Origin of the sequence: Streptomyces avidinii, assembly GCF_014650695.1 — a bacterium.
GTDB classification, from domain to species: Bacteria; Actinomycetota; Actinomycetes; order Streptomycetales; family Streptomycetaceae; genus Streptomyces; species Streptomyces avidinii.
The window spans coordinates 43,033-67,302 of the sequence record NZ_BMVL01000016.1 but is presented as its reverse complement, the minus strand read 5'-3'; the positions used below and the strand labels follow the sequence as shown (position 1 = coordinate 67,302).

Genomic DNA, 24,270 nt, shown 5'->3' with positions numbered 1-24,270 from the left:
GACCCCTTGCCCCACCCAACCCCGGGACCATCCATGACTGACAAGACCGCGGGCGGCGACGTCCGCCTATCCGGGATCAGCAAGCACTACGGCACCTTCACCGCCGTGCACCCGCTGGATCTCACCATCCCCCAGGGCTCCTTCTTCGCCCTGCTCGGCGCCTCCGGCTGCGGGAAGACCACCACCCTGCGCATGATCGCCGGCCTGGAGGAGCCCTCCACCGGCACGGTCCACCTCGGCGACCGGGAGGTCACCGACCTGCAGCCGTACAAGCGCCCGGTCAACACGGTCTTCCAGAGCTACGCCCTCTTCCCGCACCTGAGCATCTTCGAGAACGTCGCCTTCGGACTGCGCCGCCGCGGTATCAAGTCCGTCAAGAAGCAGGTGGACGACATGCTGGAGCTGGTCCAGCTCGGCCAGTTCGCCCAGCGCAAGCCGCACCAGCTCTCGGGCGGCCAGCAGCAGCGCGTCGCCGTCGCCCGCGCCCTGATCAACCACCCGCAGGTGCTGCTCCTCGACGAGCCGCTCGGCGCCCTCGACCTCAAGCTGCGCCGCCAGATGCAGCTGGAGCTCAAGCGGATCCAGACCGAGGTCGGCATCACCTTCGTGCACGTCACGCACGACCAGGAGGAGGCCATGACCATGGCCGACACGGTCGCCGTGATGAACGGCGGCCGGGTCGAGCAGCTGGGCGCCCCCGCCGAGCTGTACGAGAACCCGGGCACCACCTTCGTCGCCAACTTCCTCGGCACCTCGAACCTCATCGAGGCCACCGTGGAGACCGCCGGCACCGGGGCGGCCGCCGGCTCGGGCTCCGAGATCGTCGTATCCGCCTCCGGCGCCGTGCTCCGGCTGCCCGCCTCCCGCTGCGCGACCACTCCCCGTACGGGCGGAAAGCTCCTGGTCGGGGTACGCCCCGAGAAGATCTCCCTGGTCCACGCGGACGAGGAGGACACCATCGCGACGGGCCGCAACAAGATCACCGGGCGGATAGCCGACTCCTCCTTCATCGGCGTCTCCACGCAGTACGTCATCGACAGCCAGGTCTGTCCGGAGCTGGAGGTGTACGCCCAGAACATCGAGCGGGACAGCCGCCTGGTGCCGGGCGCCGAGGTGATCCTGCACTGGAACCCGGAGCACACCTTCGGCCTCGACGCGGCCCAGTCCATGCTTGCAGGGACGATGGGCGACGCGGGCATCGAGACGGTGGAGGAGAGCGCATGACGACCACCGCGGCGCCGCCAGAGGCGCCCGCCTCCACCGAACCCCCGGTGCACAGGGCGTCCCTGCGCAAGCGGCTGATCCCGTACTGGCTGCTGCTCCCCGGCATCCTGTGGCTGCTGGTGTTCTTCGTGCTGCCGATGGTCTACCAGGCCTCGACCTCGGTGCAGACCGGCTCCCTCGAAGAGGGCTTCAAGGTCACCTGGCACTTCGGGACCTACTGGGACGCCTTCACCGAGTACTACCCGCAGTTCCTGCGCTCCCTGCTCTACGCGGGCACCGCGACCGCCCTGTGCCTGCTGCTCGGGTACCCGCTGGCCTACCTGATCGCCTTCAAGGCGGGCCGCTGGCGCAACCTGCTCCTCGTCCTGGTGATCGCCCCGTTCTTCACCAGCTTCCTGATCCGCACCCTGGCCTGGAAGACGATCCTGGCCGACGGCGGCCCCGTGGTCGCCGTCCTCAACAACATCGGCTTCCTCGACGTCACCAGCTGGCTCGGGATGACCGAGGGGGACCGGGTGCTGGCCACGCCGCTCGCGGTGGTCTGCGGTCTGACGTACAACTTCCTCCCCTTCATGATCCTGCCGCTGTACTCCTCGCTGGAGCGCATCGACACCCGCCTCCACGAGGCGGCCGGGGACCTGTACGCCCGCCCCGCCACGGTCTTCCGGAAGGTGACCTTCCCGCTCTCCATGCCGGGCGTGGTCTCCGGGACGCTGCTCACCTTCATCCCGGCGAGCGGCGACTACGTGAACGCCGAGCTGCTCGGGTCCACGGACACCCGGATGATCGGCAACGTCATCCAGTCGCAGTACCTGCGGATCCTCGACTACCCGACGGCGGCCGCGCTGTCCTTCATTCTCATGGCCATCGTGCTGATCATGGTCACCATCTACATCCGCCGAGCGGGGACGGAGGACCTGGTCTGATGCGCAATCCCCTCACCTGGCTCCGGCGCAACGTGGTCGTCATCGCGGGGCTCGGCACGCTCGCGTACATGATCCTGCCGAACGTCGTCGTCACCGTCTTCTCCTTCAACAACCCCACCGGGCGGTTCAACTACGCCTGGCAGGAGTTCTCCCTCGACGCGTGGAAGGACCCCTGCGGGGTCGCCGACATGTGCGGGTCGCTGTCCCTGTCGCTCCAGATCGCCCTCTGGTCCACGCTCGTCGCGACCGCGCTGGGCACCGCGATCGCCTTCGCGCTCGTGCGCTACCGCTTCCGGGCGCGCGGGGCGGTCAACTCGCTGATCTTCCTGCCCATGGCCATGCCCGAGATCGTGATGGCGGCCTCGCTGCTCGCGCTCTTCCTCAACATGGGCATCCAGCTGGGCTTCTGGACGATCCTGATCGCCCACATCATGTTCTGCCTCAGCTTCGTCGTCGCCGCCGTCAAGGCGCGCGTCCTGTCCATGGACCCGCGGCTGGAGGAGGCCGCCCGCGACCTCTACGCAGGCCCGGTGCAGACCTTCGTACGGGTCACGCTCCCGATCGCGGCACCCGGTATCGCGGCGGGCGCGCTGCTCTCCTTCGCGCTCTCCTTCGACGACTTCATCATCACCAACTTCAACTCGGGCAACACCGTCACCTTCCCCATGTTCGTGTGGGGATCGGCCCAGCGCGGTACGCCCGTGCAGATCAACGTCATCGGTACGGCGATGTTCGTCATCGCGGTGCTGGTGGTCCTCGCCGGCCAGATGGTCGGCAACCGCCGCAAGAAGGCACAACCGAAGTAATTCGGATAGCACGTCATCAGTTCCGTAGGGAGTTGGAAGCCATGGCCCCAGTCGCCATGCGTAGTGTTGCGAAATCCCTTTCCGAAGCGAAGCCGGTCTCGTACTGGCTGGACGACCCCGGCAAGCCCGCCCCCGAGCCGGCGCTGACCTCCGACGAGCGGTGCGACCTGCTGGTCGTCGGCGGCGGCTACAGCGGGCTGTGGACCGCGCTGATCGCAAAGGAGCGCGACCCCGACCGGGACGTCGTACTGATCGAGAGCAAGGAGGCGGGCTGGGCCGCCTCCGGCCGCAACGGCGGATTCTGCGCCGCCTCGCTCACCCACGGACTCAGCAACGGGCTGGCCCGCTGGCCCGGTGAGCTGGCCAGGCTGGAGGAGCTGGGCGCCCGCAACCTCGACGCCATCGAGGAGGCCGTCGCCCGCTACGGCATCGACTGCGACTTCGAGCGGACCGGCGAGATCGACGTCGCCACCGAACCGCACCAGGTCGAGGAACTGCGCGAACTGCACGAGGAGGCGCTGCGCCAGGGCCTCGCCGACGGCTCCGAATGGCTGGACGGCGAGGCGGTGCGCGCCGAGGTCGACTCGCCGACCTTCCTCGCGGGCCTCTGGGACCGCGACGGAGTCGCCATGCTCAACCCGGCGAAGCTGGCCTGGGGCCTCAAGCGGGCCTGCCTGGAGCTCGGGGTACGGATCTACGAGAACACCCGCGGCCTCAAGCTGGCCGCGGCCGGCTCCGGGATGACCGTGACCACCCCCTACGGCACGATCCTCGCCCGCCGGGTCGCCCTGGGCACCAACATCTTCCCCTCGCTGGTCCGCCGGGTCCGCCCGTTCACCGTCCCGGTCTACGACTACGCACTGATGAGCGAGCCGCTCGACGAGGCCCAGCTCGCGTCCATCGGCTGGAAGAGGCGGCAGGGGCTCGGCGACAGCGCCAACCAGTTCCACTACTTCCGGATCACCCGCGACAACCGGATCCTGTGGGGCGGCTACGACGCGATCTACCCCTACCGGGGGAAGCTCGACTCCGAGTACGACCACCGCCCCGAGACCTACCTCAAGCTCGCGGAGCACTTCTTCACCGCCTTCCCGCAGCTGGAGGGGCTGAAGTTCAGCCACGCCTGGGGCGGCGCGATCGACACCTGCTCGCGCTTCTCCGCCTTCTTCGGCACCGCCCACAGGGGGAAGGTGGCGTACGCGGCCGGCTACACCGGCCTCGGGGTGGGGGCCACCCGGTTCGGCGCGGACGTGATGCTGGACCTGCTCGACGGGCTCTCCACCGAGCGCACGCAGCTGGAGATGGTGAAGTCCAAGCCGATGCCGTTCCCGCCCGAGCCCTTCGCATGGACCGGGATCGCGCTCACCAAGTGGTCGCTGGCCCGCGCGGACGCCCGCGGCGGACACCGGAACCTGTGGCTCAAGACGCTGGACCGCTTCGGCCTCGGCTTCGACAGCTAGGCCCTTGCCGCCGCGGACCGCTCGGCGCGCGCTTCCCGCCCCACGCCTCCCGCCCCACGTGTTCCGCCGCGTGCCACCACCGTGCGCCCGGCGCGGACCGCCGGTCACCGTGTGACCCGATTCACTACCATGGAGTAACGAAACCCGCGTCATAATCACGCCCGGCCCCGCTCTCTCCCGGTGAGAACCCCTCACCTACAGGGAACGGAGGCCGGGCGATGACGATTCCGGGGGCCAAGACGGCAGTGGACTGGCTGGTATCGGTGGCGCCGGATCCGGAGGGCTGTCGGTGGGAGTGGGAGCGCAACCCCCTCGGGGTCGCCCTGCTGCCCGCCGGCCGGCGCTGGGACGTGCTGATCCTGCCCGGGAAGCTGGGGCGGCCCACCCTCGACGTGCTCCGCCTGCTCCTCGGCCGGCCCGGCCCGGTGCTCGCCGACTTCGGCGACTCCCGGCTGGGCTTCTTCGTGCCCGCCGGCACGGCGTCCCGGTGGCTCGGCACGGGCGTACGGGGTGCCGGGCGCGGGACCTGGATCGTGGTCCCGTACCCGGGGCGGGCGACCGGCGGGGTGCGCTGGCTGGAACTTCCGGACGGCGAGGGGACGCTCACCGACCCGGCCGTGCTGGAGCTCGCGATGCACGAAGCGGCCGCGTGCGTGCTCGCGAAGGAGGGCCGAAAGCCTTGACAAGGGTATTGGTCTGGACCATCTTGGGCGCCGCTGACCCCCTCCATCCCCCCATGCACCGGAGGCAGTTGTGCGCAGAGCCCTACCCTTCCTCACGGCCGCCGCCCTCGCGGTGGCCGGCTTCCTCGCCGCGGGCCCGCCCGCCGCGGCGGCCGACGCCGACCTCGTACGCAACGGCGGCTTCGAGGCCGGACTCGACGGCTGGAGCTGCTCGGGCGGAAGCGGAGCCGCCGTCACCGCACCCGTCCACGGCGGAGGTTCCGCCCTGCGGGCCACCCCGGCCGGCCAGGACAACGCCCGCTGCGCCCAGGCCGTCACCGTCAAGCCCGACTCGACGTACACGCTCGCCGCCTGGGTGCAGGGGGCGTACGTCTACCTCGGCGCGACCGGCACCGGCACCACCGACGTGTCGACCTGGACGCAGACACCGGGTGCGTGGAAGCAGCTGGCTACCACCTTCCGCACCGGCCCGTCCACGACCTCGGTGACGGTCTACACCCACGGCTGGTACGGCCAGCCCGCCCACGTCACCGACGACCTCACCCTGGTCGGCCCGGACCCCGGCGGTCCCGGCCAGCCCCAGCTCCCGGCCGCCCCCACCGGCCTGACCGCTTCCGCCACCTCGTCGACCTCCGTCGCGCTGTCCTGGTCGGCGGTCCCGGGCGCCACCTCGTACACCGTCCACCGGGACGGCGCGGCGCCCGTGAGCGTCACCTCCGCCTCGGCATCCGTGACCGGCCTCGCCGCGGCCACCACGTACACCTTCCGGGTCAGCGCGGTGAACGCGGCGGGCGTCTCCCCGCAGAGCGCCCCCGCCTCCGCGACCACGCCCGGCGGCGGGGGCGGCGGCGGTGGCCTGCCCGCCCACGCGCTGGTCGGCTACCTGCACGCGAGCTTCGCCAACGGCTCCGGCCACGTCCGGATGGCCGACGTACCCGCCTCCTGGGACGTCATCAACCTCGCCTTCGGCGAACCCACTTCGGTGACTTCCGGCGACATCCGCTTCCGGCTCTGCCCGGTCGCGGAGTGCCCGAACGTCGAATCCGTGGCGGAGTTCAAGGCGGCCATCAAGGCCAAGCAGGCGGCCGGCAAGAAGGTGCTGATCTCGATCGGCGGCCAGAACGGCCAGGTCCAGCTCGCGAGCACGGCCACCCGGGACGCCTTCGTCTCCTCCGTCGGCGCCATCATCGACGAGTACGGCCTCGACGGCCTGGACATCGACTTCGAGGGCCACTCGCTCTCCCTGGCCACCGGGGACACCGACTTCCGGGCGCCCACCACCCCGGTCGTCGTCAACCTGATCGCGGCCGTGAAGACCCTGAAGGCCAAGTACGGCCCGGACTTCGTCCTGACCATGGCCCCGGAGACCTTCTTCGTCCAGCTGGGATACCAGTACTACGGATCCGGCCCCTGGGGCGGCCAGGACCCGCGCGCCGGAGCGTACCTCCCGGTGATCCACGCCCTGCGCGACGACCTCACGCTGCTCCACGTCCAGGACTACAACTCGGGTTCGATCATGGGCCTCGACAACCAGTACCACTCGATGGGCGGCGCCGACTTCCACATCGCCATGACCGACATGCTGCTCACCGGCTTCCCCGTCGCCGGGAACACCGCCCGGGTCTTTCCGGCCCTGCGCCCGGACCAGGTCGCCATCGGCCTGCCGGCCACCACCAACGCGGGCAACGGGCACACCTCGCCCGCGGAGGTGAACAAGGCACTGAACTGCCTGACGAAGAAGACCGACTGCGGGACCTACCGGACCCACGGCACCTGGCCGGGGCTGCGCGGCCTGATGACCTGGTCGATCAACTGGGACCGCTTCGGCGGCTGGGAGTTCAGCCGGAACTTCGACGCCTACTTCGGCGGCTGACCCACGCCACGCCGAGCAGCAGGGGAGTGCAGAGCAACAGGCTGGCCAGTACGTCCAGCGGCCAGTGCCACCCCCGCAGGATCAGCCCGACGGCCGTCGCCCCCGTGAGCACCAAGGCGACGGCCGTCGGCCATGCCCGGCGGGTGTACGGGCGCACGAGCAGGGCCGCGCCGAGGTAGGCGACGGCCGCGGTGGCCGTATGGCCCGAGGGGAAGTAGCCGGCGGCCCAGGGCTCCAGCGGGCCCGGCCGGCCGGTCCACTCCTTGAAGGGGATGACCAGGGCCGGCACCAGGGCCATGGCCAGGCCGGCGGCCCCGGCGGCGAGCGGCCGCCCGCGCCGGGCGGCGTACGCCATGGCCAGGACGAGTACGGGCACGGCGACCGGGATGTTGCCGAGGTCCGAGAGGCGCTCGGTGACGGAGTCCGGGAGCGTGCGCACCAGGGCGCGGCTCAGCGCGTGGTCCGGGGCCAGCAGCGGGCCGGAGACCAGCACCTGCCACGTGACCAGGAAGAAGAGGAGGCCGCAGACCGCGGCGATCAGGAGAGGAGTGGCCGGCCGTCCCGGAACAGGGGGGATGGTTCCGGGACGGCCGCCCGGATCGGGTTGCCGGGCGCCCCGGGGGGTTTGGGGCGAACGGCTGTCCGATCGGTGAGGAGTGTGCGCGAACGCATCCCCAGTACGGTGCTGGGGAAGCCCAGTACTGGTGTCGCCCCCGGTTTCCCCGGAGCGGGGTGTTTCACTCATCTGCAGAAACCGTACGGCAGCGAAAGGGGGACCGACAGCAGGATCGCGCTCCCGCCATCGGCCCCCCACAGCTTCTTCACAGCGTCCGCCCGTTACCGCCGGTAGGACCCGGTCGCAGCGCGCGCACGTTCTAGTCCTTCGATCAGATGGCCGTGCCGATGGCCGCGAACGCGGCCTCGATGAGGTCCATGCCCTCGTTCAGCAGGTCCTCACCGATGACGATCGGCGGGAGGAAGCGGAGCACGTTGCCGTAGGTGCCACAGGTCAGGACGAGCAGGCCCTCGGCGTGGCAGGCCTTGGCGAGCGCGCCGGCCGCCTCCGGGAACGGGGTCTTGGACACCGGGTCCTTGACGAGCTCGATCGCGATCATGGCGCCGCGGCCGCGGATGTCGCCGATGATGTCGTACTTCTCCTGCATGGCCGTCAGGCGGGCCTTCATGATGGACTCGATCTTCTTCGCCGCGGCGTTGAGGTCGAGCTCCTTCATGGTCTCGATGGAGCCGAGCGCACCGGCGCAGGCCACCGGGTTACCGCCGTAGGTGCCACCCAGGCCACCCGCGTGCGCGGCGTCCATGATCTCGGCGCGGCCGGTCACGGCGGCGAGCGGCAGACCGCCCGCGATGCCCTTGGCGGTGGTGATCAGGTCGGGGACGATGCCCTCGTCCTCGCACGCGAACCACTGGCCGGTGCGGCAGAAACCGGACTGGATCTCGTCGGCGACGAAGACGATGCCGTTGTCGTTGGCGAACTTCACGATCGCCGGCAGGAAGCCCTTGGCCGGCTCGATGAAGCCGCCCTCGCCGAGGACCGGCTCGATGATGATCGCGGCGACGTTGTCGGCGCCGATCTGCTTGGTGATCTCGTCGATCGCCTGGGCGGCGGCCTCGGGGCCGCAGTTCTCGGCGCCGGTGGGCCAGCGGTAGCCGTAGGCGACCGGGACGCGGTAGACCTCGGGGGCGAACGGACCGAAGCCCTGCTTGTACGGCATGTTCTTCGCGGTCAGCGCCATGGTGAGGTTCGTACGGCCGTGGTAGCCGTGGTCGAAGACGACGACGGCCTGGCGCTTGGTGTACGAACGGGCGATCTTGACGGCGTTCTCGACGGCCTCGGCGCCGGAGTTGAACAGGGCCGACTTCTTGGCGTGGGTGCCCGGGGTCAGCTCGGCGAGGGCCTCGCAGACCTCGACGTAGCCCTCGTACGGGGTGACCATGAAACAGGTGTGGGTGAAGTCGGCGAGCTGCGCGGAGGCGCGGCGCACGACGGCCTCGGCCGAGGCGCCGACCGAGGTCACGGCGATGCCGGAGCCGAAGTCGATCAGGCGGTTGCCGTCGACGTCCTCGATGATGCCGCCGCCCGCGCGGGCCGTGAAGACGGGCAGCACGGAGCCCACGCCACCGGCCACGGTCTGCAGGCGGCGGGCCTGCAGCTCCTGCGACTTGGGGCCGGGGATCGCGGTGACGATCTTGCGCTCCTGCGGAACAGCGGTCATAGGGGGCTCCTGGGGGGTGTTTTCGGACGCACTTGTCTCTTTGTCCGCAGGCTAGGCCCGGGAGCGGTGGTCCTGCATGCTCCGTTCGGTAGTGATCACCGCGTGTCCTTGTCCGTGACGGCCATAGGAAGGACCGGAGCGGGCGTCCTGCGGACGGCACGTCGAACCGGAGCGCGGGTACGGGCCCACGGCCGACGCCGGGCAACTACATTGAGCGACGCAGCGCAGGCACGGGCAGGGGGCAGGGGTTCATGGACACCGACGGCACGCACGACGGACGGGCGACCCGCTCGGATCGCGTACCGAGACCTGCCGCCGCCCCCCAGGCGCATCCCCCGAAGCCGCGGCACGCGCCGGACCGGGGGCCGACCATCGCCGACTGGCTGCGCACACCACGGCCGGTCGCCGAGCCGGGCGTATGGCGCTATGGCCACACCCCGCGCGCGGAGATGGAGCCGCCGACGACCCCTGACCGGGCTCTTGCCACCGGAGCCGTCATCTCCTTCCTGGCGTGCGTCCTCGTCTGGTCCCTCATGCGCAATACGTACATCCCCTTCTGGGACGCACCGCTCAACCTCTTCACTCCCGACAGCTGGTACGCCGCCAACGGGGAGCCCGTCATGGGGACGGGCGGGATGCGGGCCAAGCCGATCTACGAGCTGCTCTTCGTCTCGGCCCTCCTCTACGGATTCGGTCGGCTCGGCAGCTGGCGCACCGCCTGGAGCCGCCTGGTCGTCGCGCGTGGCCCCTGGGCTCCGGCCCTCGCGGTCGTCCCGTTGGCCTGGGTCACGCTCCTCCTCGTCGACAACCACCAGCTGCCACTCAGGCAGCTGGTCTTCGCGTTCCTGCCGTACGGCGCGGATCAAGAAGCCAACCTCGCGCTCGACAGCACGGCGAAGACTGCGATCGATGTGGCCGTAGTCCTGGCCTTCGCCTGGCTCGGTGGCGCGGTGCGCCTGCTGAGCCGGCTCAGGCCGGCCACGGCCGAGACCGGCCCGGACCGTCCCCGGACGACACCTGCGGAAGAGCAGGAGGACGACCCCGCGCGGTGGCCGCAGTTGCGGGGGGCCGGGTTGGGGGATGTTGCCGAGCGGTTGGAGGTGGAGGCCGGGAATGGGCGGATGAATGACGTCGACTACGCCCGGATCCGGCGGGCGTGGGACTCCGTGCGCGTCGACCCGTCCCGCATGCGCGCCTTCGCCGACGCCGTGCGCGACAAGGGCGCCGCCGCCTGCGTGCACCCCTCCGGGGCGCGGGACCTGCCCGTGCGGGCCGCCCGGCACGATCTGCTGGCCCGGCAGGTGCTGCTCGGCACCGTCGAGGACGGCGTGCGCAACCCGTACTCCCGCCGCGGCACCGCCCTCGCCCTCGACCCCGACGTGCTCGGCACCTCCCTGCTCGCCGTCGGGCCCTCCGGCACCGGCAAGACCCGGCAGCTCGTGCGGCCCGTCGTCGAGTCGCTCTCGCTCCAGGCGCTCGCCGGCCAGGCCGCCGTCGTCGCCGTCGGAGCGGCCGGCGCCCAACTCGGGCCGGACGCCGCCTTCGACGTGGTGGTCCGGGTCGGCGACCCCGCCTCCGTCTACGACCTCGACCTCTACGGCGGCGCCACCGACCCCGACGAGGCCGCCACCCTGCTCGCCGAGGCCTTCGTCGGGGACGTCCCCGGGATCGACGTACGCCGCGCCGCCACCGCCCTCGCCCAGCTCCTCGGGCCGTTCCGGGTGGCGTACGAACGCTTCCCGGCCGTGCCCGAACTGCGCGAGCTGCTCGACGGGGTCCCCACCGCATTCGACGCCCTGCGCCACGACCTCACCGGGCAGCACGCGATGCTGCGCGAGCTCGACGCCCGGGCCCGCCAGCACGGCGCCCCCGCGGACCCCGGCCCCGCCCTCGCCGATCGGGTGGCCCTGCTGGACCGGCCCGCCTTCGCGGGCTTCTTCGACACCACCGGCCAGGGTCGGCCGTTCTCGCTGCGCGCCCTGGAGCACCCGATCCGCGTCCGCGTCGACCTGCCCGAGCGCGGGCACGCCGACGCCTCCCGGATGCTGGCCCGGCTGCTGCTCGCCCAGTTCAACGCTGCCGCGGCCGCCCGTACCGACCGTTCCCTGTTCGCCTTCCTCGCGCTCGACGACGCCTCGCACACCCTGACCGCCGGGACCGTACGGGGCGTCCAGCGGCTGCGCTCGGCGCACGCGGGCGTCCTGCTCACTCTCCGCACGCTGGACGACGTACCGGAGGAGCTGCGCACGCCGCTGCTCGGGGCGGTCGGCTGCCGGATGGCCTTCTCCGGGGTCACCACCTGGGACGGCAAGCGGTTCGCCGAGGCCTGGGGCACCGAGTGGGTGGAGACGCGGGACGTCACCCACCGCACCGTCTTCGCCGACCAGCCGCTGACCCGCCTGATGCATTCCTTCCGCAAGCTCGTCACCGGCAAGGCGGTCACCACGGACGCGGTGACCGTGCGGCAGGTGGAGCGGGAGCGGTGGTCCGCGTCGGACCTGGCGCACGCCGTGCCGCCGGGGCACGCGGTGCTGTCGCTGACCTCGGTGCGCGGGGAGCGGGCGGCGCCGCTGCTGGTCCGCCTGGCCGGAACGTCCTGACCCGCACCCCGACCCGTACGAGGTGGCAGAATCGAGGGAAGTCGTTCGTACGACACGGCGAAAACCCTCGGCGGTCTGTCTCTTGACCCTCCCGCTCGCCCCCTCCCGCTAAGGCCACTGGTAACCGATGCCGCTCACCCTCGCCTCACTCGTCCAGCACTCGGTGCTCAAGCTCAGCGTCCGGGCGGGGGAGGGCCGCCTCGACACCCCGGTGCGCTGGGCCCACGTCAGCGAGCTCGCCGACCCGGTCCCGTACATGGAGGGCGGGGAGCTGCTCCTGATCACCGCGATGAAACTGGACGCGGGGGACCCGGACGAGATGCATGCCTACGTACGCCGCCTCGCCGCAGCCGGGGTCGTCGGCATCGGCTTCGCGATCGGCGTCAACTACGAGGAGATCCCCGAGGCGCTGGTCGAGGCCGCGCGGACCGAGGACATGCCGCTGCTGGAGGTACCGCGGCGGACCCCCTTCCTGGCGATCAGCAAGGCCGTCTCCGCCGCCCTCGCGGCGGACCAGTACCGGGCCGTCACCGCCGGCTTCGAGGCGCAGCGCGAGCTGACGCGCGCCGCGCTCTCCGTCGACGGCCCCGCCGAGCTGCTGGCCAAGCTGGCGGCGCACGTGCACGGCTGGGCCGCCCTGTACGACACCTCGGGCGCGGTCGTCGCGGCCGCCCCCGACTGGGCCGCGCGGCGCGCCGCCCGGCTCACCCCCGACGTGGAACGGCTGCGCGAGCGCCCCGCGCCCGCGAGCGCCGTGGTCGGCGGATCCGAGGACCGCGTGGAACTCCAGTCCCTGGGCACGGGCCGACGGGCGCGCGGCGCGCTCGCCGTCGGTACCGCGGCCCCGCTGGGCACGGCCGAGCGGTACGCCGTCCACTCCGCGGTCGCGCTGCTCACCCTCACCACCGAGCGCTCGCGCTCCCTGCACGACGCCGAGTCCCGGCTGGGGGCGGCCGTGCTGCGCATGCTGCTGGCGGGCGAGGCGGACCACGCGCGGTCCGTGGCCGGAGACCTGTACGGGGCCCTGCTGGAGGCACCGTTCCGGCTGATCGTGGCCGAGCCGGCACTGGCCGGGACCGCGCAGCCGGAAGGGCTGGCGCTGCTCTCCGACACGGTGGAGTCGGCGGCCGCCCGGACCGGGGAGACCCTGCTGGTCGTCCCGGAGCCGGGCCGGCTCGTGATCCTCGCCTCCGACGGGGGCTCTGCCGTCCAGGCGTGCGTGGACCACGCGGAGGCGCTGGAGGTGCGGCGCGGCCGGGACGCGGCCGGGCCCGAACCGGACGAGCTGGTGGTCGGCCTGTCCGCGCCCGCCGGACCGGGCGGCGTGGCGGCGGCCCTCAAGCAGGCCGACCAGGCCCTGGCCGTGGCCCGGCGCCGGGGGCGGCCGATGGTGGAGCACGAGGACATGGCGGCGGGCTCGGTCCTGCCGCTGCTCGCCGACGACGCCGTACGGGCCTTCGCGGACGGCACCCTGCGCGCCCTGCGGGAGCACGACGCGACCGGGCGCGGCGACCTGGTGGCCTCGCTCCAGGCCTGGCTCTCCCGCCACGGGCAGTGGGACGCGGCCGCCGCCGACCTCGGCGTGCACCGGCACACCCTGCGGTACCGGATGAAGCGCGTCGAGGAGATCCTCGGCCGCTCCCTGGAGGACCCGGACGTCCGCATGGAGCTCTGGCTCGCCCTCAAGGCCAGCCCGCCGGCTGCCTAGCCCGTCCCGTTCGGATCTTGCCGGGATCGCGACGCCCGGCACCGCGCCGCCCGCCGCACAGCCCGGCCCGCCCGTGAGCGGAGCCCCAGCAGACCGGCCGGACGTGTGACATTGACAAAGCGGCGCAGCCTCCGCGGCGGGTACTACACGCCGGACAAACGCCGAATCGCCCACGGAGTCCTACGGTGGAGGGGTCAGGACCCACCGCACACTTCCGAAGGGCCGGGATTCGCATGACTTCCACCCACGCCTTCTGGCTCGCCGGCCGCCAGGCCACCGGCGAGGACAGCTTCGACGTCCACTCCCCGTGGGACGGCCGACTGGTCGCCGCCGTCAGCGTGCCCACCGACGAGCAGGTCGAAGAGGCCGTGGCCGCGGCGTACGCCGTGACGGCGGAGTTCTCCGCGACCCCCGCCCACGTACGTGCCGCGGCGCTGGACCACGTGTCCAAGCGGCTCGTCGAGCGCACCGAGGAGATCGCCCAGCTGATCTCCGCCGAGAACGGCAAGCCCGTCAAGTGGGCCCGCGGTGAGGTCGGCCGTGCGGTCTCCGTGTTCCGCTTCGCCGCCGAAGAGGCCCGCCGCTTCAACGGCGGAGAGGCCCAGCGCCTGGACACCGACGCCGGCGGTGTCGGCCGTCTGGCGCTGACCCGCCGCTTCGTCAAGGGCCCGGTCCTCGGCATCGCGCCGTTCAACTTCCCGCTGAACCTGTGCGCCCACAAGGTGGCCCCGGCCATCGCCGTCGGCGCGCCGATCATCCTCAAGCCCGCACCGGCAACGCCGCTGTCCGGGCTGATCCTGGGCGAGCTGCTCGCCGAGACCGACCTCCCGGCCGGTTCCTGGTCGGTCCTGCCGGTCGCGAACGACAAGATGCCGGCCCTGGTCAAGGACGAGCGTCTGCCCGTCATCTCCTTCACCGGTTCCGACACCGTCGGCTACGCCATCCAGCAGTCGGTGCCCCACAAGCACTGCACCCTGGAGCTCGGCGGCAACGCCGCCGCCGTGGTCCTGGACGACTGGTCCTCCGAGGCCGACCTCGACTGGGCCGCGACCCGTATCGCGACCTTCTCGAACTACCAGGCCGGCCAGTCCTGCATCTCCGTGCAGCGCGTGATCGCCGACGCCGCCGTCTACGACCGCCTCGTGGAGAAGGTCGTGGAGAAGGTCCAGGCGCAGGTCACCGGCGACCCGTCCGACTCCGCCACCGACGTCGGTCCCCTCGTCTCCGAGGCCGCCGCCCAGCGCGTCGAGTCCTGGGTCGACGAGGCCGTCTCCGCCGGAGCCAAGCTGCTGACCGGTGGCAAGCGCGCGGGTGCCTCGTACGAGCCCACCGTCCTGGCCCACGTGCCGGACGGCGTCAAGCTCGCCACCGAGGAGGTCTTCGGGCCGGTCCTGACGCTGAAGAAGGTCGAGAACACCGACGAGGCCTTCGCCGCGGTCAACGACTCGAAGTTCGGTCTGCAGGCCGGCGTCTTCACCCGCAACGTGCAGACCGCGTTCCGCGCCCACCGCGAGCTCGAGGTCGGCGGTGTCATCATCGGCGACGCGCCGTCCTACCGCGCCGACCAGATGCCGTACGGCGGCGTCAAGCAGTCCGGTGTGGGCCGCGAGGGTGTCCGCTATGCGATGGACGACTACACGTACGAGCGAGTCCTGGTCCTGACCGGCCTCGACATCTGATCTCGTACGGCCAAAAAGCCGACGGCCGGAGCCTACTGTGCGGGGGCTCCGGCCGTCCCCCTTTTCCGAGGCGCCGACTTGGGGTACGACTCACAGGTAGCACCGGCCGGTAACGCCGGTGGACCCCCGACTCCGGCGGCGAGGTGAGTCCCCTCATGTCCGCAACACAGCCCAAGGTGACCGAGCGCGAGGCACGGCAGGTCGCGGAAGCGGCCCGGGAACAGGACTGGCGCAAACCCAGTTTCGCCAAGGAACTCTTCCTCGGGCGCTTCCGGCTCGACCTGATCCACCCCCACCCGCTCCCCGCCGACGAGGACGTCCGGCGCGGCGAGGCCTTCCTGGCCCGGCTGCGGGAGTTCTGCGAGACCGGCATCGACGGGGCCCGCATCGAACGCGAGGCGAAGATCCCCGACGAGACCGTGCGCGGGCTCAAGGAGCTCGGCGCCCTCGGCATGAAGATCGACCCCAAGTACGGCGGCCTCGGTCTCACCCAGGTCTACTACAACAAGGCGCTGGCCCTCGTCGGATCGGTGAGCCCCGCCATCGGGGCGCTGCTCTCAGCCCACCAGTCGATCGGCGTCCCCCAGCCGCTGAAGATGTTCGGCACGCAGGAGCAGAAGGACGCCTACCTGCCCCGCTGCGCCACCACCGCCATCAGCGCCTTCCTGCTCACCGAGCCCGACGTGGGCTCCGACCCGGCGCGCCTGGCCACCACGGCGGTCCCCGACGGGGACGACGCGTACGTGCTCGACGGCGTGAAGCTGTGGACGACCAACGGGGTCGTCGCGGACCTGCTCGTCGTGATGGCCCGTGTCCCGAAGTCCGAGAACCACCGCGGCGGGATCACCGCCTTCGTCGTGGAGGCGGACTCACCGGGCATCACCGTCGAGCACCGCAACGCCTTCATGGGCCTGCGCGGCCTGGAGAACGGCGTCACCCGCTTCCACCGCGTCCGGGTCCCCGCGGCCCAGCGCATCGGCGCCGAGGGCGCCGGGCTCAAGATCGCCCTGACCACCCTCAACACCGGCCGGCTGTCCCTGCCCGCCATGTGCGTCGGCGCCGGCAAGTGGTGCCTGAAGATCGCCCGCGAGTGGTCCGGCGTACGGGAGCAGTGGGGCCGGCCGGTCGCGAAGCACGAGGCGGTCGGCGCCAAGATCTCCTTCATCGCCGCCACCACCTTCGCCCTCGAAGCGGTGGTCGACCTCGCCTCCCAGATGGCCGACGAGGACCGCAACGACATCCGCATCGAGGCCGCCCTCGCCAAGCTCTACGGCTCCGAGATGGCCTGCCTGATGGCCGACGAACTGGTCCAGATCCGCGGCGGGCGCGGCTTCGAGACCGCCGACTCCCTGGCGGCCCGAGGCGAACGCGCCGTCCCCGCCGAACAGATGCTCCGCGACCTGCGCATCAACCGGATCTTCGAGGGCTCGACGGAGATCATGCACCTGCTGATCGCCCGTGAGGCCGTGGACGCGCACCTCGCGGTGGCGGGCGACCTCATCGACCCCGACAAGGCACTCGGCGACAAGGCGAAGGCCGGCGCCCGCGCCGCCGGCTTCTACGCCCGCTGGCTGCCCAAACTCGCCACCGGCCCCGGCCAGGTCCCCGGCACCTACCGCGCCTTCCACCCCGGCGGTCACCCCGACCTCTCCACCCACCTGCGCTATGTGGAGCGCAGCGCCCGCAAACTCGCCCGCTCGACCTTCTACGCCATGTCCCGCTGGCAGGGCCGCATGGAAACCAAGCAGGGTTTCCTCGGCCGCATCGTCGACATCGGCGCCGAGCTCTTCGCGATGAGTGCCGCCTGCGTCCGCGCCGAGCACCTGCGCGCCACCGGCGCCCACGGCCGCGAGGCGTACCAGCTGGCCGACGCCTTCTGCGAGCAGTCCCGGCTGCGCGTCGAGGAGCTCTTCGGCCGGCTCTGGTCCAACACCGACGACCTCGACCGCAAGGTGGTCGCGGGCGTCCTGTCCGGTACCTACACCTGGCTGGAGGAGGGCGTCCTCGACCCCTCCGGAGAGGGCCCCTGGATCGCGGACGCCGCCCCCGGACCGTCGACTCGGGAAAACGTGCACCGCCCCATCCGCTGACCTGCGATCATCGCCGCACGTCGGACAGACGTACGAGGATGAGTACGAGTACTGGTACGCGTACGAGCACAGCGCGAGGCGGACGAGAACGATGTCGACGGCCGAGGAAGACCGCACCAGCCGGCGGCTGGCCTGGTGCGTGGCGCACCTGCTGCGCCACGCACCGGACCACGTCGTCACCGACATGATCGGCAGGCTGGACCGGCCCACCCGCAAGTACCTGTGCCGGGACGAGTGGCTCTCGGCTTCGACCGTCACCCTGCTGCTGCGCCACGGCAGCGAGGAGGACCGGCACTACATAGCCCGCAACCCCCGGGTGGTCGGCCGACCGCTGCCCGGCCTGCCCGGCCCCACGCGGTACGCCCGCCGCCGGACCCCGCCCGAACTCCTCCCGGTGCTCCGCGCCGAGCTGGGCCGGGACCCCGACGACGGACCGCTCACCGCCGCCGAGCTGGTCGGCCTGCTGCGCCGGCACGGCCGCCGCGGGCCGCGCGTCCCGCTGGACATCCTGGCGCTCCCGTACGAGGCCGACCCGGACCTGCTGTGCGCCGAACACGCCCGGCAGCCGCTGCCCGTCGGCTCCGTCGAGGCCCTGCTGATGGTCGCGGACCTGCCCCCGGAGAGCGTCCACGCCCTGCTGGCCGCCGGGGCGCGGGCCGAGGCGGGGCGCTCCTGGCACCGGCCCGCCGTTCGGGCCGTCCGGATCGGCCGGGTCACCCACGAGGAACTGGTCACCCACGTCGTCCCCGCCCGCCACACCCTGCTGCTCGGCCACCTCCCCGTACGGGAATCCCTGCGCTGGACCCTGCCCGAACAGGCCGGCATGCAGACGGCCGTACAGCGCGCCCTGCGTCCGCTGGGCGACGACCCCCGCCTGTGGGCCGAGCTGCTGCGGCACGCCCCCGGCCACGCGGGCCCGCTGCCCGCTCTGGTGGCGGCCGTGGCCGACGACGCCCTGCCCGAGCCCGCCGGGGCGGGCCGGCCCGGTCCCGAGCTGATCCGGGCCGTACGCCGCCTGGCCCCGACGGCCGCCGAGCCGACCGGGGAGGTGGAGCGCGAACTGGCCCTGGCCAGCCTCGCCGTCCCGATGGACAGCGCCCTGGAGGACATCCGCTGGGTGCGCGACTGCCTGGACCGCGGCCTGCTGACCGGCATCGACGTGGTCCGGCACAAGCTGCCGGCCTGCTAGGCCCTGGACGAGGACCACTGGCTCGGCGACGTGGACCACCCCGACCGGCACGACCGCCCGGACGCCGTCCTCACCGCCCGCGCCGAGGCGGACCGGCTGTTCACCGCGGCCCTCGGCGAGGACCCGGAGGCCTGGTGGCGCGCCGCGCGCACGCTCCCGGAGTTCGCCGGAACGCTCCCGCACCTGCTCCTGCGGGTAACGGAAGGGGGCTCCGTGTCCGGCCGCTCCTGACTTGCGGCAACAATGGGGGGCATGAGCGACCGCCCAGCCCCCCTCGCCGATCCGCACCTCCTCTTCGACCCCGCGGCCGGCCTCCGGGACATCGTCATCCTCGGGTCCACCGGGTCCATCGGGACCCAGGCCATCGACCTCGCCCTGCGCAACCCGGACCGGTTCCGGGTCACCGCACTGTCCGCCGCGGGCGGGCGGGTGGCGCTGCTGGCCGAGCAGGCCCGGCTGCTGCGGGTCAAGACGGTGGCCGTTGCCCGCGAGGATGTCGTACCGGCCCTGAAAGAGGCGCTGAGCGCCCAGTACGGCCCGTCCGAGCCGCTGCCCGAGATCCTGGCCGGTCCGGACGCCGCGGCCGAACTCGCCGCCTCCGAGTGCCACACCGTCCTCAACGGCATCACCGGTTCCATCGGCCTCGCGCCGACCCTCGCCGCCCTGCGGGCGGGCCGGACCCTGGCCCTGGCCAACAAGGAGTCGCTGATCGTCGGCGGCCCCCTGGTCAAGGCCCTGGCGAAGCCCGGCCAGATCATCCCGGTGGACTCCGAGCACGCGGCGCTCTTCCAGGCGCTCGCCGCCGGCACCCGGGCCGACGTCCGCAAGCTCGTGGTGACCGCCTCCGGCGGCCCCTTCCGCGGACGCACCCGCGCCGAGCTGGGACACGTCACCGTGCAGGACGCCCTCGCGCACCCCACCTGGGCCATGGGCCCGGTGATCACCGTCAACTCCGCGACCCTGGTCAACAAGGGGCTGGAGGTCATCGAGGCGCACCTGCTCTACGACATCCCCTTCGACCGCATCGAGGTCGTGGTCCATCCGCAGTCCTACGTGCACTCGATGGTGGAGTTCACGGACGGCTCCACGCTCGCCCAGGCCACCCCGCCGGACATGCGCGGCCCCATCGCGATCGGCCTCGGCTGGCCCGAGCGGATCCCGGACGCGGCCCCCGCCTTCGACTGGACCAAGGCGTCCACCTGGGAGTTCTTCCCGCTGGACACCGAGGCCTTCCCGTCGGTGGGCCTCGCCCGCCACGTGGGCACCCTCGGCGGCACCGCCCCGGCGGTGTTCAATGCGGCCAACGAGGAGTGCGTCGAGGCATTCCTGGCAGGTCGGCTGCCGTTCACAGCAATCATGGATACGGTCTCTGCCGTGGTCGATGAGCACGGGACACCTGAGTCGGGAACCTCCCTGACGGTCCAGGACGTCCTAGAAGCTGAGGCCTGGGCCAGGGCCCGGGCGCGGGAGATGGCGGCTCGGGCCGCCGCGGAGGCGCGCGCATGACACTACTGATGACGGTGCTCGGGGTCGTGGTCTTCGCCGTCGGCCTGCTGGTCTCCATCGCCTGGCACGAGCTGGGGCACCTCTCCACGGCCAAGGTCTTCGGCATCCGCGTGCCGCAGTACATGGTGGGCTTCGGGCCGACCATCTGGTCGCGGCGGAAGGGCGAGACCGAGTACGGGATCAAGGCCATCCCGATGGGCGGCTACATCCGCATGATCGGGATGTTCCCGCCCGGCGAGGACGGCAAGGTCACCGCCCGCTCCACCTCGCCGTTCCGGTCGATGATCGAGGACGCGCGCTCGGCGGCGTACGAGGAGCTCCAGCCCGGGGACGAGAGCCGGCTCTTCTACACGCGCAAGCCGTGGAAGCGCGTGATCGTGATGTTCGCCGGGCCGTTCATGAACCTGATCCTGGCCGTAGCGATCTTCCTCACCACCCTGATGACCTTCGGGCTGAACACCCAGACCACCTCCGTCGCCACCGTCTCGGACTGCGTCATCCAGCAGAGCGAGAAGCGTGACAAGTGCGCCCCCGGCGACCCGGCCGCCCCCGCCAAGGCCGCCGGCCTGAAGGCGGGCGACAGGATCGTCGCCTTCAACGGGCGCACGGTCGCCGACTGGTCCGCCCTGCAGAAGGACATCCGCGCCACCGTCGGCCCCGCCACGATCACGGTGGAGCGGGCCGGTCAGCGCGTGGACCTCACGGCGAACCTGATCGAGAACAAGGTCGCCAAGACGGACGGCAGCGGCCGGTACGTCAAGGACGAGTACGTCACCGCGGGCTTCCTCGGCTTCGCCCCCGCCTCCGGCTACGTCCCGCAGTCCTTCGGCCAGTCCGTCGACCGCATGGGCGAGATGATGCAGGCCGGCGTGCAGTCCCTGGTCGAGCTTCCGTCCAAGGTCCCGGACCTGTGGAACGCGGCCTTCAACGGGGCCGAGCGCAAGCAGGACAGCCCCATGGGCGTCGTGGGCGCGGCCCGGGTCAGCGGTGAGATCTTCACCCTCGACATCCCCGCCCAGCACCAGCTGGTCTTCTTCCTCAACCTGCTGGCCGGCTTCAACCTCTCGCTGTTCCTGTTCAACATGCTGCCGCTGCTCCCGCTCGACGGCGGGCACATCGCCGGTGCCCTGTGGGAGTCGGTCCGGCGGGGCGTCGCGCGCATCTTCCGGCGCCCCGACCCCGGCCCGTTCGACGTGGCGAAGCTGATGCCCGTCGCGTACGTGGTCGCGGGCCTGTTCATCTGCTTCACCCTGCTGGTGATGGTGGCCGACGTGGTGAACCCGATCAAGATCACCTGATCTGCGGGGGCTCTACCCCAGTCGTACGGGAGCCGGGCACGGATCGTGCCCGGCTCCCTACGTTCGGGTGGCGCACCCCCTCGGATGCACGGGCCGCCCCTTGGTTGGCGTAATCTCGAAGCCTGGAGCCCGCCGATCTCGGGACCTTGATCCACACCTTGGGGTTGCACAGCAGATGACTGCCATCTCTCTCGGAATGCCGGCCGTGCCGACGAAGCTTGCCGACCGCAGGGTCAGCCGCAAGATCCAGGTCGGTTCCGTGGCCGTCGGTGGCGACGCACAGATCTCCGTGCAGTCGATGACCACCACCCGGACCTCCGACATCGGCGCCACGCTCCAGCAGATCGCCGAGCTGACCGCCTCCGGCTGCGACATCGTCCGTGTGGCCTGCCCCACGCAGGACGACGCCGACGCCCTCGCCGTGATCGCGAAGAAGTCGAACATCCCGGTCATCGCCGACATCCACTTCCAGCCGAAGTACGTGTTCGCCGCGATCGACGCCGGCTGCGCCGCGGTCCGTGTGAACCCGGGCAACATCAAGCAGTTCGACGACAAGGTCAAGGAGATCGCGCGGGCCGCCAACGACGCGGGCACCCCGATCCGCATCGGCGTCAACGCCGGCTCCCTCGACGCCCGGCTGCTGAAGAAGTACGGCAAGGCCACCCCCGAGGCGCTGGTCGAGTCCGCGCTCTGGGAGGCCGGCCTCTTCGAGGAGCACGGCTTCAGCGACATCAAGATCTCGGTCAAGCACAACGACCCGGTCGTCATGGTCAACGCCTACCGCCAGCTCGCCGCGGCCTGCGACTACCCGCTGCACCTGGGCGTCACCGAGGCCGGCCCCGCCTTCCAGGGCACCATCAAGTCCGCGGTCGCCTTCGGCGCGCTGCTCTCCGAGGGCATCGGCGACACCATCCGCGTCTCCCTCTCCGCCCCGCCGGCGGAGGAGGTCAAGGTCGGCATCCAGATCCTGGAGTCGCTGAACCTCAAGCCCCGCCGCCTGGAGATCGTCTCCTGCCCGTCCTGCGGCCGTGCCCAGGTCGACGTCTACAAGCTGGCCGAGGAGGTCACGGCGGGCCTGGAGGGCATGGAGGTCCCGCTGCGCGTCGCGGTCATGGGCTGCGTCGTCAACGGCCCCGGCGAGGCCCGAGAGGCCGACCTCGGCGTCGCCTCCGGCAACGGCAAGGGCCAGATCTTCGTGAAGGGCGAGGTCATCAAGACCGTCCCCGAGTCGAAGATCGTGGAGACCCTCATCGAAGAGGCGATGAAGATCGCCGAGCAGATGGAGAAGGACGGCGTGATGAGCGGCGAGCCCACCGTCGCCATCGGCGTCTGACCTTCAGCGCTCTGCTCCGCTCGTGGCCCCGGTGCCGTTCCCGCAGTTCGGGGGCGGTCCGGGGCTGTTTCGTGACCGCGGACACGGCATCCCCGGGCGCCGCCGGGTACAGTGCGGAGATCAGCAGACTTGCATGGTGAGGCCCCAGTGTTGACGCAGACCACCACCCGGGTCCTTGAGCCCAGTGATCTCGACGCCGCGATGGAAATCCTCGGACGCGAGCCGGTCGAGAACGCCTTCGTCACTTCCCGGGTCCAGGTCGCCGGACTCGACCCCTGGCGCCTGGGCGGCGAGATGTGGGGCTGGTACGCCGACGGCGAGCTCCGCTCGCTCTGCTACGCGGGCGCCAACCTGGTCCCCGTCTGCGCCGGCCCCGACGCCGTACGCGCCTTCGCCGACCGGGCCCGCCGCACCGGCCGCCGCTGCTCCTCCATCGTCGGCCCCGCCGAGGCCACCCGGCTGCTGTGGCAGCTCCTGGAACCGAGCTGGGGCCCCGCCCGCGAGGTCCGCTCCCACCAGCCGCTCATGGTCATCGAGCGCCCGTCCACCACGGTCGAGGCAGACCCGCAGGTCCGCCGGATCCGCAAGGACGAGGTGGAGCTGATCATGCCCGCCTGCGTGGCCATGTTCACCGAGGAGGTCGGCATCTCGCCGATGGCCGGTGACGGCGGGCTGCTCTACCAGGCCCGCGTCGCCGAACTCGTCGCCGGCGGCCGGTCCTTCGCCCGCGTCGAGGACGGCAAGGTCGTCTTCAAGGCCGAGATCGGCGCCGCCACCGCCCGTGCCTGCCAGATCCAGGGCGTGTGGGTGGACCCCGAATTCCGCGGCCTGGGGCACTCGGAGACCGGGATGGCCGCCGTCGTCGAGTACGCGCTGCGGGACGTGGCGCCCGTGGTCAGCCTCTACGTGAACGACTTCAACGCCGCCGCGCGGGCGGCCTACCGGCGCGTCGGCTTCCGCGAGGTCGGTGCCTTCATGAGCGTGCTGTTCTGAACCCCCCCCCCGCGACCTGATCCGAAAGGCGGGCCACCGACCTCGGCAGTGGCATTCCGGCGCCCCGGTACCGCCGAGTAAGGTCGCCGCATGCTGCCTTCCGGAGTCCGAATCGGTCCCCTCGACCTCGCCGCCCGCGTGGACGAGGCCCTGCGCGTGCAGGCCGTCGCCTTCGGCCTCAGCGAGGAGGAGGTCGGCATCCGGCGCTACATCGTCCAGCGCCACATGACCTGCCGCGGAGCCCGCGCCCTGGGGGCCTTCGCCGAGGACGGGGCGCTCACCGGATTCGTGTACGGGATGCCGAACGACCGCACCCACTGGTGGTCCACGATCGTCGAGCCCTACCTGCGGGCCGGCGGGCACGAGGACTGGCTCGACGGCTCCTTCGTGATCACCGAGCTCCATGTGCACCCCGGTTTCCAGGGCAACGGCATCGGCCGCGCGCTGATCACCGACATCACCGACGACGCCGACGAGTCCCGCTCGATCCTCTCCGCCATCGACACCGAGAGCCCCGCCCGCGGCCTCTACCGGGCCCTCGGCTACACCGACCTCGCCCGCCAGGTCCACTTCCCGAGCGCGAGCCTCCCGTACGCCGTCATGGGTGCCACCCTGCCGCTGACCAGGCGCTGACCAGGCGCTGACCAGGCGCTGACCAAGCCAGGCCG

19 protein-coding genes are annotated in these 24,270 nt (G+C 71.8%); 17 read left to right on the top strand and 2 right to left on the bottom strand.

All coding sequences use genetic code 11. The features are described 5' to 3' along the window. The first annotated feature begins 33 nt into the window (after positions 1-33). The 6 genes from IE257_RS31430 (at position 34) to IE257_RS31405 (ending at position 6,972) form a co-directional block, all read left to right on the top strand. Entirely contained in the window at positions 34-1,224 is a 1,191-nt protein-coding gene (locus IE257_RS31430; RefSeq protein WP_189973255.1) for an ABC transporter ATP-binding protein, read from the top strand. Beyond that, on the top strand, positions 1,221-2,150 hold the full coding sequence (locus tag IE257_RS31425) for an ABC transporter permease (RefSeq protein WP_189973254.1): 930 nt from the start codon (positions 1,221-1,223) through the stop codon (positions 2,148-2,150). The genes IE257_RS31430 and IE257_RS31425 overlap by 4 nt, the downstream gene beginning before the upstream one ends. After that, on the top strand, positions 2,150-2,956 hold the full coding sequence (locus tag IE257_RS31420; RefSeq protein WP_189973253.1) for an ABC transporter permease: 807 nt from the start codon (positions 2,150-2,152) through the stop codon (positions 2,954-2,956). The genes IE257_RS31425 and IE257_RS31420 overlap by 1 nt, the downstream gene beginning before the upstream one ends. Positions 2,957-2,997: 41 nt before the next feature. Beyond that, positions 2,998-4,416 carry an NAD(P)/FAD-dependent oxidoreductase gene (locus IE257_RS31415; protein ID WP_189973252.1) on the top strand — a complete coding sequence of 473 codons (1,419 nt, stop codon included), beginning with the start codon at positions 2,998-3,000 and terminating at the stop codon, positions 4,414-4,416. A gap of 224 nt (positions 4,417-4,640) precedes the next feature. Next, on the top strand, positions 4,641-5,099 hold the full coding sequence (locus IE257_RS31410) for a hypothetical protein (protein WP_189973346.1): 459 nt from the start codon (positions 4,641-4,643) through the stop codon (positions 5,097-5,099). A gap of 112 nt (positions 5,100-5,211) precedes the next feature. Further along, complete coding sequence (locus IE257_RS31405; protein ID WP_372453070.1) at positions 5,212-6,972, top strand: chitinase; 1,761 nt, start codon at positions 5,212-5,214, stop codon at positions 6,970-6,972. On the opposite strand, the gene IE257_RS31400 is transcribed toward IE257_RS31405, so the two are convergent. Together IE257_RS31400 and gabT are read right to left on the bottom strand one after the other, a co-directional pair. Continuing rightward, entirely contained in the window at positions 6,938-7,465 is a 528-nt protein-coding gene (locus IE257_RS31400; RefSeq protein ID WP_308278462.1) for a phosphatase PAP2 family protein, read from the bottom strand. The genes IE257_RS31405 and IE257_RS31400 overlap by 35 nt on opposite strands. 394 nt (positions 7,466-7,859) lie before the next feature. Continuing rightward, positions 7,860-9,206 carry a 4-aminobutyrate--2-oxoglutarate transaminase gene (gene gabT, locus IE257_RS31395; protein ID WP_081522299.1) on the bottom strand — a complete coding sequence of 449 codons (1,347 nt, stop codon included), beginning with the start codon at positions 9,204-9,206 and terminating at the stop codon, positions 7,860-7,862. Between the two features lie 251 nt (positions 9,207-9,457). On the opposite strand from gabT, the gene IE257_RS31390 reads away from it, so the two are divergent. From IE257_RS31390 to IE257_RS31340, 11 genes are all read left to right on the top strand, one after another. Beyond that, positions 9,458-11,806: an ATP/GTP-binding protein gene (locus tag IE257_RS31390; protein ID WP_189973249.1), complete on the top strand. Its 2,349-nt coding sequence runs from the start codon at positions 9,458-9,460 to the stop codon at positions 11,804-11,806. 127 nt (positions 11,807-11,933) lie between these two features. Next, entirely contained in the window at positions 11,934-13,514 is a 1,581-nt protein-coding gene (locus tag IE257_RS31385) for a PucR family transcriptional regulator (RefSeq protein ID WP_189973248.1), read from the top strand. Between the two features lie 233 nt (positions 13,515-13,747). Next, complete coding sequence (locus IE257_RS31380) at positions 13,748-15,193, top strand: aldehyde dehydrogenase family protein (protein ID WP_189973247.1); 1,446 nt, start codon at positions 13,748-13,750, stop codon at positions 15,191-15,193. A 155-nt stretch (positions 15,194-15,348) separates the two neighbouring features. Next, positions 15,349-17,283 carry an acyl-CoA dehydrogenase family protein gene (locus tag IE257_RS31375; RefSeq protein WP_189973246.1) on the top strand — a complete coding sequence of 645 codons (1,935 nt, stop codon included), beginning with the start codon at positions 15,349-15,351 and terminating at the stop codon, positions 17,281-17,283. Between the two features lie 91 nt (positions 17,284-17,374). Beyond that, positions 17,375-18,472: a serine/threonine-protein kinase gene (locus tag IE257_RS31370; protein ID WP_189973245.1), complete on the top strand. Its 1,098-nt coding sequence runs from the start codon at positions 17,375-17,377 to the stop codon at positions 18,470-18,472. Between the two features lie 30 nt (positions 18,473-18,502). Beyond that, positions 18,503-18,703, top strand: coding sequence for a hypothetical protein (locus tag IE257_RS31365; RefSeq protein WP_189973244.1), 201 nt, complete (start codon positions 18,503-18,505; stop codon positions 18,701-18,703). A 21-nt stretch (positions 18,704-18,724) separates the two neighbouring features. Beyond that, positions 18,725-19,978, top strand: a complete 1,254-nt coding sequence (dxr, locus tag IE257_RS31360; protein ID WP_189973243.1) for a 1-deoxy-D-xylulose-5-phosphate reductoisomerase — start codon at positions 18,725-18,727, stop codon at positions 19,976-19,978. After that, the gene (locus IE257_RS31355; protein ID WP_189973242.1) at positions 19,975-21,276 is read left to right on the top strand and encodes a M50 family metallopeptidase; all 1,302 of its coding nucleotides are present in this window, start codon (positions 19,975-19,977) and stop codon (positions 21,274-21,276) included. Before dxr ends, IE257_RS31355 begins: the two co-directional genes overlap by 4 nt. 175 nt (positions 21,277-21,451) lie before the next feature. Then, positions 21,452-22,609 (top strand): flavodoxin-dependent (E)-4-hydroxy-3-methylbut-2-enyl-diphosphate synthase, encoded by a 1,158-nt coding sequence (ispG, locus tag IE257_RS31350; RefSeq protein WP_189973241.1) that lies wholly within the window; start codon positions 21,452-21,454, stop codon positions 22,607-22,609. Between the two features lie 150 nt (positions 22,610-22,759). Further along, entirely contained in the window at positions 22,760-23,602 is an 843-nt protein-coding gene (locus tag IE257_RS31345; protein WP_189973345.1) for a GNAT family N-acetyltransferase, read from the top strand. 90 nt (positions 23,603-23,692) lie between these two features. Beyond that, positions 23,693-24,235 carry a GNAT family N-acetyltransferase gene (locus IE257_RS31340; protein ID WP_189973240.1) on the top strand — a complete coding sequence of 181 codons (543 nt, stop codon included), beginning with the start codon at positions 23,693-23,695 and terminating at the stop codon, positions 24,233-24,235. Positions 24,236-24,270 lie beyond the last annotated feature (35 nt).